Annotated in this window: 9 protein-coding genes; 2 read left to right on the top strand and 7 right to left on the bottom strand. The window is 59.0% G+C overall.

Annotation, left to right across the window (positions count from 1 at the left end):
- Nucleotide 1 precedes the first annotated feature (1 nt).
- The gene (locus QEH54_RS11620; protein ID WP_309018845.1) at nucleotides 2–1,432 is read right to left on the bottom strand and encodes a deoxyribodipyrimidine photo-lyase; all 1,431 of its coding nucleotides are present in this window, start codon (nucleotides 1,430–1,432) and stop codon (nucleotides 2–4) included.
- 122 nt (nucleotides 1,433–1,554) lie between these two features.
- Nucleotides 1,555–2,994, bottom strand: a complete 1,440-nt coding sequence (gene glgA / locus QEH54_RS11615; RefSeq protein ID WP_309018844.1) for a glycogen synthase GlgA — start codon at nucleotides 2,992–2,994, stop codon at nucleotides 1,555–1,557.
- A gap of 80 nt (nucleotides 2,995–3,074) precedes the next feature.
- Between glgA and QEH54_RS11610 the strand changes: the two genes are divergently transcribed.
- Together QEH54_RS11610 and QEH54_RS11605 are read left to right on the top strand one after the other, a co-directional pair.
- On the top strand, nucleotides 3,075–5,597 hold the full coding sequence (locus tag QEH54_RS11610) for an RNB domain-containing ribonuclease (protein WP_309018843.1): 2,523 nt from the start codon (nucleotides 3,075–3,077) through the stop codon (nucleotides 5,595–5,597).
- 250 nt (nucleotides 5,598–5,847) lie between these two features.
- The gene (locus QEH54_RS11605) at nucleotides 5,848–6,384 is read left to right on the top strand and encodes a hypothetical protein (protein ID WP_309018842.1); all 537 of its coding nucleotides are present in this window, start codon (nucleotides 5,848–5,850) and stop codon (nucleotides 6,382–6,384) included.
- A gap of 96 nt (nucleotides 6,385–6,480) precedes the next feature.
- On the opposite strand, the gene QEH54_RS11600 is transcribed toward QEH54_RS11605, so the two are convergent.
- From QEH54_RS11600 to bamA, 5 genes are all read right to left on the bottom strand, one after another.
- Nucleotides 6,481–7,953 carry a trypsin-like peptidase domain-containing protein gene (locus QEH54_RS11600; protein ID WP_309018841.1) on the bottom strand — a complete coding sequence of 491 codons (1,473 nt, stop codon included), beginning with the start codon at nucleotides 7,951–7,953 and terminating at the stop codon, nucleotides 6,481–6,483.
- A gap of 234 nt (nucleotides 7,954–8,187) precedes the next feature.
- Nucleotides 8,188–9,135, bottom strand: coding sequence for a ribose-phosphate pyrophosphokinase (locus QEH54_RS11595; protein WP_309018840.1), 948 nt, complete (start codon nucleotides 9,133–9,135; stop codon nucleotides 8,188–8,190).
- A gap of 87 nt (nucleotides 9,136–9,222) precedes the next feature.
- On the bottom strand, nucleotides 9,223–10,263 hold the full coding sequence (lpxD, locus tag QEH54_RS11590) for a UDP-3-O-(3-hydroxymyristoyl)glucosamine N-acyltransferase (protein ID WP_309018839.1): 1,041 nt from the start codon (nucleotides 10,261–10,263) through the stop codon (nucleotides 9,223–9,225).
- A 126-nt stretch (nucleotides 10,264–10,389) separates the two neighbouring features.
- Nucleotides 10,390–10,941 (bottom strand): OmpH family outer membrane protein, encoded by a 552-nt coding sequence (locus QEH54_RS11585; protein ID WP_309018838.1) that lies wholly within the window; start codon nucleotides 10,939–10,941, stop codon nucleotides 10,390–10,392.
- Between the two features lie 76 nt (nucleotides 10,942–11,017).
- Complete coding sequence (bamA, locus tag QEH54_RS11580; RefSeq protein WP_309018837.1) at nucleotides 11,018–13,486, bottom strand: outer membrane protein assembly factor BamA; 2,469 nt, start codon at nucleotides 13,484–13,486, stop codon at nucleotides 11,018–11,020.
- Nucleotides 13,487–13,492: the final 6 nt, after the last annotated feature.

Here is a 13,492-nt window from a genome sequence, read left to right as displayed (position 1 = left end):
CCTAGGAAGCCTCCTCCTTCTTTTCCTTCATGCGCTGATAGGCATCGAGCGCGGCCTGGCGCCCCTCCGCATGTCCGACGATGGGACGTGGATAGGTTTCGCCTAACGTCACGTTCGCAGATTCCAACTCTTCCTCCGAAGCTTCCCATGGAGCAAACAGATACTTGTTCGGCAGTTTCGCAAGTTCGGGAACCCATCTTCGAACGTATTCGCCTTCCGAGTCGAATCGCTGCCCCTGCGTAATGGGATTGAAAATACGAAAGTACGGGGCAGCGTCCGCCCCGCAGCCACCGATCCATTGCCAGCCCATAGTGTTGTTAGCCAAGTCCGCGTCGACCAAAGTGTCCCAAAACCACGCAGCGCCCTCCTGCCACGGGATGAGCAGGTGCTTCACCAAAAACGAGGACGCGATCATGCGCACGCGATTGTGCATCCAGCCAGTGGTCCACAGCTGCCGCATGCCGGCGTCCACGATCGGGTAGCCGGTTTGCCCCTTTTTCCAAGCCCGCAGGGCCTTCTGGTTCTTTTTCCACGGGAAGTCCTCGAACTCCGGCCGCAGCGGCTTGCTCGGCGTATCCGGAAAATGGAACAGCAGATGGTGAGCGAACTCCCGCCAGACGATCTGTCGCAGGTAGGGCTCAGCCTCGTCGCTTTCCAGCTCGCGCCAAAGCTGCACCGGCGAGATCTCGCCGAAATGCAAATGCGGCGAGAGTCGCGACACTCCGTCCTCCGCAGGCAGATCGCGTTGGTCGTCGTAACGCGCCAGTCCTTGCTTCGCAAACATCGACAAGCGCTCGCGAGCTCCCTTCTCTCCAGGCGTCCAATGATCGTAAAAGGCTTCGTCCCAAGGGATTTCCGGCAGGAGATCGAAGGCCTCCAACGGATCGGATTGGGGCCATTTCTGCGGCGCCTCGAGCGTCTTCGGGGCATCCGAGAGCTGGCGCACCGAGCGCGGCTTCAAATGCTTCCAGAACGGGGTGAAGACCTTGAAGGGAGAGCCGGACTTGTTGGCGATCTGGGGAGGCGAATGCAGCAGGCTTCCATTGAAGCTCCGACCTTGCGCCCCGATGTCGGCCAAACGTTTCTTGATTTCGGTATCGCGATCCACAATGGCTGGCTCGTAGCGACGATTCCAATACACTTCCACCGCAGCTTCGCTCTCGACCAGGTCACTCAGAACCTGCCAAGAGGAACCGCGGCGCAGAATCAAGCGCGAGCCAAGCGACTCCAGCTGCTCGCCTAGGCGAGCCAGCGAATGATGCAGCCACCAACGGCTCGCTGCGCCGTCCGGCCATTCGCCCTCGCCTTCCTCATCGAGAATGAAGAGCGGCAGCACCGGGAGCCCGGATTCCCCTGCCTTGGCGAGCGCTGGATTGTCGGACAGGCGCAGGTCCTTACGGAACCAGACGATCACGCAACTTGGATTCGGCATGAGGCGAGCTTCACGGATTCGCCCGCGTCAAACAAGCGAATTCGAAAAGCAACACCCTGCCAGCCAGCAGCTTACGAAGTACTTCAACGGCAAGCCACACGTGCCCGGCCAAGCGATGGGCCTCAAATGGAATCCCTATAAAGCGCTTCGTACTCGGCGGTTACACGCTTCCAGGAGAAGTCGCGCCCCATGCCGTTCGCGATCACCTTGGCCATGCGTTTCTTGTCAGCAAAAAGCTTGAGGGCCGCTCTCAAGGCCCCGCGAAACGCCACGTCGTTTGGCTCGAAAACGATGCCGGTGCCGGACTCCGGATCCTCGACGATGTCGATCACCGTATCCTTGAGGCCTCCCACACCGGAGACCAGAGGGACCGTGCCGTAGCGCTGGCTGTACATCTGGTTGAGGCCGCAGGGTTCGAAGATGGACGGCATCAGGAAGAAATCGCTGCCCGCCTCCACCAAGTGCGACATCGCCTCGTCCAACTGGATGCTTAAGCCGACCTTGTTCGGGTGGGCCTTGGCCCAGCGCTTGAGAGCCTTTTCGTAGTCGGGATCCCCCTTTCCGAGCAGCACCAGCTTGCAGTCCTCCTTGGCGAAGAAATTCAGCTGCCGCAGCAGCAGGTCCAAGCCTTTCTGCTCGGTCAAACGGCAAACCATGCCGAAGACCGGGGACGCGTCGACCGGCAGGCCGAGCTTTTCCAGCAGGGCTGCCTTGCACTTGGCTTTTCCGCTCAAGTCCTTGGCGCTGTAGTGAAACGGAAGACACGGATCGGTTTTCGGGTTCCAGACCTCGGTGTCGATGCCGTTAGCGATGCCCACCAGGTCGTCCTCCCGCACCTTGAGCGCTCCCTCCAGCCCGCATCCGAAGCGCGGAGTGAGGATCTCGCGAGCGTAGTTCTGGCTCACCGTCATGATCTTGTCGGCGAAGAAGATGCCGCCCTTGATCATGCTGATCTGCTTGTAGAACTCCAGCCCATCGATGGCGTTGAACTCGTCCGGCAAGTTGGTGAGCTCGAAGGACGGCTGCGGGAAGAGTCCCTGAAACGCCAGGTTGTGGATGGAGAAAAAGGTTTTGAGAGCGAGGGAAATGCTATTGGCCTGCTCCTCCATTCTCAGGAAAAGCGGCAGCAGCCCCGCTTGCCAGTCGTGGCAGTGCAGGATGTCGGCCTTGATCCCCAGCAAGCGCATGGCCTGAACTACAGCCTTGCAAAAGTAGATGTAGCGCCGATCGTTGTCGTCATAGTCACGCTCCCGCGTACCGTAAAGGTTGGTACGATCGAAGAACTCGTCGCGGCGGATGATGTATAGCGTCTGGCGCCGCCCCAGGGAAAGCTCCCACACCTCGCCTCGCAGGTACTGTTCTCCCAGTTCCACCTGCAGCACGACCTTGAGCTTCGCCTTTTCGAACTCTTTGGATTCCAGAATCTTTCGATATCCAGGAAGGAAAAACGAGACTTCGTGACCTACACTAGCCAACGACTTGAATAACGACCCGCAAACATCCGCTAATCCTCCGGTCTTCACGAAGGGGAACATCTCGCTTGCTGCATGAACGACTTTCATAGATCACTCTGGTCTAGGGATTAGAAAATCAAATCCAACAACATTCTCCCGCCCTTGCAAGTTATCGGGCGGTTTATCACATGAAGAAACTCAGGGAACGAATTATCGCCCTCATGCAGACGCCGGACTACGCCGCGCTCGACAAGCATGGACTCTCCACCGAACTGAAACTCGGCAAAAAAGAACGCCGCAAACTCGACTACGAAATGCGTCTCCTTCTCGCCGAAGGGGACATCATCCGCATCAAGGGCGACCGCTTCTGCCTGCCCAAGGACGTGGATCTAGTGACCGGCGTCATCAAGTTTCGCCAGACCGGATCCGCCATCCTCATCCCCGACCCCAAGCCCACCAGCGACGAACAGCAGAAAGCCATCGAGGTGCGGGCCGAAGATACCGGCGTGGCCATGCATGGCGATCGCGTAGTGGTGCGCCTCGACGATCGCATCCCGCCCAAGCGCACGGTCTGGGATCGCAAAAAAGCCTCCCAGCCGCGCAATCGCAGCGACGCCCCGCAAGGCCGCGTGATCCGAATCCAGGAGAGAGCCCGAGAGACCATCGTGGGCACGCTCTGCAAGACGCGCTTCTTCCATTACGTCGCGCCTGACGATCCGCGCATCATCCACGACATCTACGTCCCGGATCCCGAACAGGCGAAAGTCGACCCGACGCCGGAAGTCGGCAGCAAGGTCGTGGTCAAGCTGCACGAATGGGAGCAGCGGCACGTCAATCCGGAGGGCGAGATCATCCTCAACCTAGGCAAGACCCACGAGCCGCAAGCCGAGCTCATGGCCATCCTGCACAAATACAATCTCGATCCGGAATTCCCGCCTAAGGTCATCGAGGAAGCGAAAGCGATTTCTCCGAAAGTCACCAAAAACCAACTACGCGGACGCCACGATCTTCGCGAGGTCTTCACCTTCACCATCGACCCGGACGACGCCAAGGATTTCGACGACGCCCTGTCCCTCGAATATCCGAGCAAGGACACCATACGCATCGGCATCCATATCGCGGACGTCGCTAGCTACGTGAAGCCCGGCACCGCCCTCGACAAGGAAGCCCACAATCGCGGCAACTCCACCTATCTGGTCGGCACCGTCATTCCCATGCTGCCGCACGCCCTCTCCAACGGCATCTGCAGCTTGGTGGAGGATGAGGACCGCCTCACCAAATCGGTTTTCGTGACCTTCGACAGGAAGAAGGCCGTCACCCAGATCGACTACGCCAACTCCGTCATCCGCAGCGACAAACGCCTGACCTACAAGCAAGCCTATTGCCTGCTGAAAAACGACGATTTGCAAGCGGCCCGAGACCTCAAACTTCCGCCCGCCCACCAAACCGGAGCGACCGGACGCGCCCTGAATTCGCTGAGCAACAAGGAGCTGTTGAAACTGCAGAAAAGCGTGCGCGACCTCTGGAGCATCGCCTCCAAGCTGCGAGAGGACCGCTTCAAGAAAGGCAGCCTCAACCTCGATATGGAAGAGACCAAGATCTTCGTAGACGAAAATGGATACGCGGATCGCTTGGAGAAAATCGTCAACGACGAGAGCCACCAGCTGATCGAGGAGTTCATGCTGCTGGCCAACGAATGCGTGGCTCGCGATATGAAGCGTAACAATCTGCCCTGCATCTATCGCGTGCATGAGGATCCGGACGAAGAGCGCCTCAACGAGCTACGCCAGTACATGGGAACCTGGGGCATCGAGACGGCCGACCTCAACAACCGAAACGATCTCATCAAGCTGCTGGAAGTCCTCAAAGACCATCCGCAAGGTCGCCTGCTGCGCACCCAGGTGCTGCGCTCCCTGAAGAAGGCTTGCTACAAGTCGTCTCCAGACGGCCACTACGGACTGTGCAAGAACGACTACACGCATTTCACGTCTCCAATCCGTCGATACTCCGACCTCGTGGTGCATCGCGTCTTCGAAACCTTCCTCGTGAAGGTCGGCGGCCAGAAACCGCTCGAAGGCAAAGCCGCGCGCTACAACGCATCCGCCGCCGCCTCGGTCGCCGAACACCTCAGCCACACCGAGGTCAACAGCACCGAGGCCGAACGCGAGTCCATCAAGGTGAAGCTGTTGGAGTTCTTCGAACGCGAGCTGGAAAAGAAGCAGCCCACCGTCTTCGACGCCATCATCACCGAAGTGCGCAACCACGGCATGTTCATCGAACTGACCGAGTCCAACGCCTTCGGCATGGTGCACATCTCGACGCTCAAGGACGACCTCTACCGCATCAACCCGAGCGGCTCAGCCCTCGTAGGCCGACGAAACAAGCGGGTCTACGGCCTCGGGCATAGCATTCCGGTGATGGTGCACCGAGTGGACCGATTCAAGCGTCAAGTGGACTTCCGTATTTCGGAAAAGGACTTGAAACCGCGCGACAAGGAATCGCCATTGGTGAGCGCTCGCTTCGAATCGCGGGTTGCGCCGCGAGACGCCAAAAGCGCCTCCAGCAAAGCGCCCTCTCGCAGGTCAGTCTCACGAAAGAAGCCGGCCAAAAAGGCCGCTAAAAAGGCCCGCGAGGCACCGCCCAAGCGGAAGCCAACCCCCACCAAGAAAGCCCGCCGCAACCGCCGCTCCCAAAAGCAAGGTAGGGCGTGACCGCCGGGCAGAGGTAGGGCGTGACCGCCGGGCAGAGGTAGGGCGTGACCGCCGGGCACGCCGCAGCGATTCGAACCGGCTCGCCCGGCGGTCGAGCCCAACCTTCGACGACTCACGAAGAGTGAGCTCTCAGTCCCTGATTCCACAGGCTGAGAGTTTTTTGCCCGCAGCGAGACTCTGGAAATTCGACTTTCAACAAAAGCCTGCAAAAGCTCGTAAAAAACGAGATTTCGCAGAGTGTTTAGCCTCTATGACCCACTACCACTACCAAGACCGCTTCAAGAAACTGTACCAGAAATCAGTCGAGCTCTACCGCTCGGGAAACACCAACAAAGCAAGCTGGTTCGACGCCGAGGAGTTGGCCTTCATCAAAGCGAATGGCTGGCGCGTGCAGGACTTCTTCGACTACGGAGAGGATCAGGCCACCGGGGGCGAGCCTTCCTACGAAATCGCCCAGTCCATCGAGCAGGCTCGCCGAGACTACTTCCTGCACATGCAAAACGGGAAGCGCTCGGGAAAAACCATCGATGCGTCGGAGCTGCCACCCAAGGACGCGGAAATGGACGGGATCGTCTGGCTTCCGCGCATCATTCAAAAGGCCATCGGCAAACTGCGCGGGGAGCTTTGCGAGGACATCATGTACTGCTGCGGCGGCGACCGCCATTTCCTGCAAACCCATGACATCCACCCGGCCGAATTTCTGCGTCTGGTTTGGGCCAAGGTCGACGAACCGGAAGCCATCGTCGACTTCGTCAAAACCCGCAGCCCGGAAACGGCGCCCGCTTAAACGCTCGAGAAAGCGATCCGACCTACCAAAGCCGTGGCTCTCGCAAGTCGCGGCTTTTTTCGCGCCCCTTTTCGCGCGGCGCAGTGGAGCAGAGCCTCACTGCCCTTCGGAGACTTCGACGCCGATCCAGCGATAGACTCCCAGGTACGCGACCAAAAGGCTGTTTTTCCCATCCCTCTTCAGGGCGAAAGAGACGTCTTCCGGAGTCGCCACTTTACGGCCGTTCACCTTTTGGATCACCATCCCCTCCGGCAAGGCTTCCGCGAAGGGACTGTTCGGGTCAACAGAGAAAACCACCACTCCCTCCAAGTGCTCGTCTAAGTCGAAACGCTTGCGCGCTTCATCGTCCAACTCTCCAAGCGACACGCCCTCCAGCTCGACCGGCACCTCCGGCTCGACCGTTTCGATGCGCGGAGCGCGCGGCTCCTCTCGCGACGCGATCTCGCCGTCTCGTTGAACGAGGCGCGCGAGCAAGCTCAGTCTCTCGCCATCTCGTATCACGATCACCGATACCTCGTCGCCCGGCTTCTTCTGGGCGATGGTCACCCGCAGATCGCTAGGCGATAGGATTTCGGCGCCGTCCACGGACACGATCAAATCGCCCACTTCGATCCCGGCAGCTTCCGCGGGGGTGCCTCGATTGACCTGATTCACCAAAGCGCCCTTCAGGCTCTCCACGCCGATCAGGTCCGCTTGCAGTTCGCTCAAAGGCTCGATGCCCACCCCGAGAAATCCGCGCATCACCGAGCCGACCTCGATCAGATCCGTCATCACGGAGTAGGCCAGATTCGCTGGTACCGCAAATCCGATGCCGATGCTTCCACCAGAAAGCCCATCGGTCTGAATCAAGGTATTGATGCCGACCACCCGACCGTAAGCATCCACCAATGCCCCACCGGAGTTTCCAGTGTTGATGGGAGCGTCGGTTTGGATGAAGCTCTCGAAACCGCCCTGGATGACGCCCATCTGCTGTCGTTTCAAAGCGGATACAATACCCATGGTGACGGTTTTCCCCACGCCTAGCGGATTGCCAATGGCGAACACCACATCTCCCACTTCCAGCAAGTCGCTATCGGCCAAGGTCGCATGCGGCAGATCGTCCTCATCGATCTTGAGGACCGCGATATCGGTGCGGGGATCCGCTCCTACCAAAGTCGCTTCGAACACGCGAAGATCATCCAGCTGCACTCGAATCTCGTCAGCTCGGCTGATCACATGCTCGTTGGTTATAATGTATCCGTTTTTTGAAACAATCACTCCTGAGCCGATGCCAAGTCGCGGCAGCGCCTCGACCTCCGGAGCGTTTCCGAACAACTGCTCCAAGAGGGATTCCTGATCAACGCTTTGGTCCCGAAGCGACTCCGCGTAAACGCTCACCACGGAGGGACGCGCCGTTCGCAAGGCCGCAGCGTAGCTGACGACAAACTCGGACTGGTCCCGATCCAGTGGGGTTGGATCGATCCGCACCAGCTCGTCCACCTTCGACGGGCTCGACGGCTCAGCCAGTAGAGCCATCGGAACGAAAATGAACGTGAAGCGAAACAGTCGGATGGTGGGGCTGAGAAACATGATAGGAGTAACGCTTCAACCCTAACCCTTGATCGCGCCGGGACAAGAAACCAAAGCCCGGAGTGAGAGTTTCAAACGCGCCCGGAGGTCGCGTTCCACCTCTCAAACGCTTTAGCCGCGACCGTTGCTCGCAGGCCCAAACGACTTTGTAGAAGGTGGAGCGGGACCTCCGGGCACGCTTTCGGCCGCGGTCAGCGACTGCGGCAATGGCTTTCCAGACAAAAGAAAGGGCGCTTAGAAGCCCTTCACGCGAAAGAGGCTGGTCACGCTCTCGTTGTTGTTGATGCGGATGATGGCTTCGCCGAGCAGCTTGGCCACGCTCAACACCTTGATGGGCAGACCGCGAGTATCCACCGGGATCGTGTCGGTGACGATCAGCTCGTCGATCGGGCCGTCCTTCAGGCGCTCGTAGGCCATGTCCTGCAGATTCGCATGCGTCACCGCGGCGAAAATGCGGCTAGCGCCCTGGCGTTTGATCAGTTTCGCGGCAGCGCAAATCGTGCCCGCGGTCTCCGTCATGTCATCGATCAGCAGCACGTCGCAGTCCTTGACATCGCCCACGATGCTCGTGGCCTCGACCTGGGTAGCGCTGTGCCGTTTCTTGGCCACGAAGCCCAGACCGCTCTTAAGCATGCGGGCGTAGGCGTCGGCCATCTTCACGCCGCCCACGTCGGGCGACATGACCACCAGATTCTTCAAATCCAACTTGGAGATGTATTCGTAGAGCACCGGGAAGGCCAGCAGATGATCGACCGGGATATCGAAGAAGCCCTGGATCTGTCCGGCGTGGAGGTCGACGGCCAGCACGCGGTTGGCGCCCGCAGAAGTCAGAAGGTTCGCCACCAGCTTGGCAGTGATGGGAACGCGCGGCTGGTCCTTTCGATCCTGCCGAGCGTACCCATAGAAGGGGATCACCGCCGTGATGCGAGCCGCAGAGGCCCGACGAGCCGCGTCGATCATGATGAGCAGCTCGATCAGGTTGTTGTTCACCGGTGGGCAGCTGGACTGGATGAGAAAGACGTCCTGTCCGCGCACGTTCTCGTTGATCCTGACAAAGGATTCTCCGTCGGGGAAACTCGTTACGGTGGCGTCGGTGAGAGGGACCCCCACGAATTGGCAAATGTCGTCGGCGAGCTGCCGATTCGAATTTCCAGCTATGATCTTCAGGTTATCCGCTCGCATGGCGTTTTGGTAAGTGTGTGGATTGGAGAGAAGAGGAAGGAAGCGCGTTTGTAGCAGAGCCACGCCGCATGCACAGAACGAAATGGCCTAATCCTGGAGCAGTTGGGCTTCCACTCGCTTGAGGCGCCTGAACAAATCGGGCAGGCGACGCCTCAACACTGTGATGCGCTGATGGGCGATGAGCGACACTGCCGGCGAGCCGCCGTATTTGCCGCCCCCCTGCACATCCGCGTAGGCCACGCATTCGCCCGACAGCTGAGCCCCGTCGCCTATGGTGAGGTGTCCTGCCGCTCCCGAGCGGGCGCCCATGACCACGTAGTTGCCCAACGTGGTGCTGCCAGCGAGCCCTACCTGGGCGCAGAGGATGCAGTGCTTGCCGATGTCGCAGTTGTGGCCGACCTGCACCAGATTGTCGATCTTGGTGCCCTCCCCGATTCGCGTCGGACCAAAGCGGCCGCGATCGATGGTGGTGTTTGCTCCGATCTCTACGTCGTCTCCGATCAGCACCGATCCGATCTGCGGCACCTTGCGATGGCGCCCGGCCTCGAACTCGTACCCGAAACCGTCCGCTCCAATCACGGTAGACGCATGGATTCGTACTCGTTTTCCCAATACGGAATCGCGTTCGATCGAGACGTTGGCTCCCAGCCAGCAATCCTCGCCGAGCCGACAGTTCTCGCCGATGCGAGATCCGGATCCGATGACGCATCTCGGGCCCACCACGGCCCCCTCGCCGATGGTCACAAACGCGGCGATGCTGGCGCTCGGATCGATCTCCGCCGAGTCCGCGATCTCCGCCATGCGGTGTATTCCCGGAGCCGGCTTCACCCACATAGCACGTTCGATGAGCTCGCAAAGCTTGGCGATTTCGATGGAGGGATGCTCCACTCGCAGAAACAGCTGCCCCTCCTTGGGGCTGGCTTCGACATCCTCGCCTAGGATGACCAAGGAGGCCTTGCTGGCTTCCAATTCCCGGGCGTACTTGTTGGAGGAGACGAAACAGGCCTCGCCCGTCTGGGCTTCCGTGAGCGAGGAAACTCCCGTGATGGCTCGCACCCCGAGCTCGCCTTCGTAGGAGCTGTAGGTGACGCGATCCAAGATGGTGTTGAGAGACAGAGAAACGTCCATGCGTGTGACTTTGAAAAGGAGATTGAGCGTGAGCGCCAAGGCTTCCGGAGGCAATCCGCTTGAAAATAGAAAAGCCCCGCCAGAAAGGCAGGGCTAGAAAGTGTAATCTACATGGAAAGGAACGCCCTATTCGGCGGCTTCCTCTTCCATGCCCTTGGTCGCGTTGATGCGAGTGATCACTTCAGGAGTGATGTCGTAGGAACCGTCGGTGTAGAGAACCGGGGCGCGGCCATCTCCAGCGCGAGCGGTGATGTCGATGACCAAGGTAGCGCTACGCTCCTCGGAGATCTCGTTCACCACTTCGGCGATGTCCTGGTAGAAGAGGTTGAGCTGCTGCTGGCGGCGAGCCGCGAACTGACGCTGCGTCTCGGATAGGAACTTGCGCAGCTCCTGATCCTTGGCCTGGATCTCCTGAGCTTTCGCCTGACCATCCTGCATGGCTTCCTTGCGAGCCTCCTCGGTCAAGATGTCGCTTTGAGCCTGCTCGCGCAGCTCTTCGAAAACGGTCACCTGAGCGTTGATTTCGGTTTCCATGGCGGTGGCCTTTTCGCGAGCCTTCGTTTCACTCTCTTCCATCTCGGAGAGGAACTGCTCAACCTTGTAGTACTTGTTCAGCGCCTCGTCGACCTTGACGGTTAGGATGACGTCTTCGGCAGCGTTCGCTGTTGCGGCAGCCATAGCGATGGCACTGAAAAGGCATAGGAGGGACTTGAAACGGGTCATAAATCGTAAGGGTTCGTGTTGGGGAGAGGAATTAGAATCTGCTTCCAAATGTAAAGTTGAATTGTCCGCCATTGTCGTTGCCGCCCTGCTCGGAAGGTCCGTCCGTAGTGAGCGGGATGGCGTAGTCGAGGCGTAGCGGAGTACCCATCATGGACATACGGATGCCGAATCCGTAGTTGTCATTCCAACCGCTTCGGTTGTTTCCAGCCAAGTAGGTTTCGCCTCCGTATTCGTAGTAAATGTTCTCGCGATCGATACCGAAATCGCCCGCTTCCTTATTAACGAAACCACCATCGTAGAAGGCCGCGATTCGGAAGTCCTCGGTCAAGCCGAAGGAATACTCGGCGCCAAACATTCCGTAGGTCTTGCCACCGATGTAGACTGGCGGCGTTTTCAACAACGACTTGGCTCCCGTGAAGGGGTTGGTGCGGATCTGGCCGCCGTACTCCCGCGGGCTGACGTCACGGTACTCGAAACCGCGCAAGGTGTTCGGGCCGCCTAGGAAGAAGCGCTCGTTCCAAGGCACTACGGACGTCGGATCGTCTTCGTCAAGTTCGTCAACGATGCCGAAGCGAACGAGAAACTCGAGCGTCTGAGTAAGTCGCTCGGAAAGCGGCAGGTAGAGGGCGTTGCGCGACTCGAGCTTGTAGAACTCGAAATCCCCCCCGAGGAAGTCGCCGGCGTAATGCATGTCGAGTTCCAGACGCATGCCGCGGTGGGAGTTAATGATGCGGTCGCGGGTATCGCGAATAAGCAGGAGATTGAGGCGAGATGTGGTGCCGATGCTGTTCAGCAGCTGGCGGCGAATCTGTTCCGGAGTGCCAGTGTTCGAATCGACCGCGGAACCGTAGTCCTGTTTGGAAAGTCCGTAGGATACGCGACCTTCGATCAGTTCGATCAATCGCTTGCGAAGGGAGATTTCAAAACCGCGGCGTTCGGAGTCATAGTAGTCAGACTCGTAGTCGGTCGTGGTGTTGAAAAGTTGGATACCAAGCGCCAAGCGCTTTTCAAACAGCCAAGGCTCCTCGAACGCTAGAATGGTGGAGGTGGAGCGGCCGCCGAGCTGAGCCTTGAGGCGGAACTTCTGACCATCGCCCTGGAAGGCGCCGCGCCAGTTGAGAATATCGAAGTTCGACTGCGTGAGCTCGATAAAGAAGACGCCCTTTTCCAGGGAGCTGAAGCCAGCGCCGAAGGAGAAGTTTCCGGTACGGCCTTCGCGGAACGTGATGCGCAAATCCTTGCGGCCGGGGATGTTTGTGGACTGGGAGGTGACGTTTGTGTCTTCGAAGTATCGCGTATTGTCCAAACGCATACGGCTGGACTCCATGCGCACGCTGTCGAAGGTGCTGCCTGGGCTGAGAGCCAGCTCGCGAAGCACCACCACGCTCTTGGTCTTAGTGTTCCCTTCGATGTCGATGGATTCGACGAGGAATTTCTCGCTCTCGCGCACCACGTACTGGATATCGATGTCGCCGGTCTGCACGTTGGGCACGCGAACCAGACGAACTCGCGTTTCCATGTATCCGAACTGGCCGTAGAAATCCTCCAGTCGGTTCACGTCCTCGTCCAGCTTTTCGGGTTTGTAGACCGATCCGGGCACTGAACGCAGCATCAGACGCAGCACGGAATCCTCGTAAATGTCGTTGCCCACGAACTCGATATTCCCGATGCGGTACTGCTTGCCCTCGTCCACTTGGATATCGATGCGCATGCGGTTGTCGCTCGGATAGGAGAACTGCACGTCGGTCGGATCGATTTCCACATCGAGGTAGCCCTCCTTGCGGTAGGCGTCCTTGAGCGACTCCAGGTCATCCTCGAACTGGTCGCGGTCGAAGCGGCCGCTGCCGGTAAAGATCGAGAGAAGGCCCCACTTGCGGGTCTCCATGGACTTCTTGAGCTTGCGGTCCTTGATGTTCTCGTTGCCCTCGAAAGCGACTTTGCCGATCTTGAACTTGCGCCCTTCCTTGATCTGGAAGGTCACGGTGGCGAAACCCGTGACGGCGCTGCGATCGATCTGGTAGTCCACGCGAGCCTGGGAGAACCCTTTTTTCAGATATAGCTCCTGCAGCGTTTCGGAAGCGGCCTTCACGCGCGGCTCGTTGAGGGTCTGGTTTTCCACCAGCTCGATCTCCCGCTTGAGCTTGCCGTCCTTGAGCTTCTCGTTGCCTTCGAAGATGATGGCGGAGATGCGAAACTTTGGGCGAATGTCGAAGATGACATCGATCTCGTCCTCGTCCACCGGAGCGACGCGAGCTTCGATGTATTCGAAAAGGTTGGACCGGTAGAGGGAGCGGATGTCGCGATCGACCATCACCGGGTCGTAGGGCTCGCCTTCGCGCAACGACATGTTGGCTCGAGCGACCTCAGCGTTCACGTTGGACAAGCCGGTGAAGTTGATGATCAGCTTTCGTATCGTGGGAGGCTCTGGCTCTTCGGTTTGAGCGGAAAGCGTCAGGATGCTGAGTGGGAGGAGGAACAGCGCGAAGGATAAGCGCGCCATATGGGA

The sequence above is a fragment of the Pelagicoccus sp. SDUM812003 genome, assembly GCF_031127815.1.
Lineage (GTDB): Bacteria > Verrucomicrobiota > Verrucomicrobiia > Opitutales > Opitutaceae > Pelagicoccus.
Note: the sequence above shows the minus strand (reverse complement) of the source record. Positions and strands in the feature narration are given on the sequence as shown.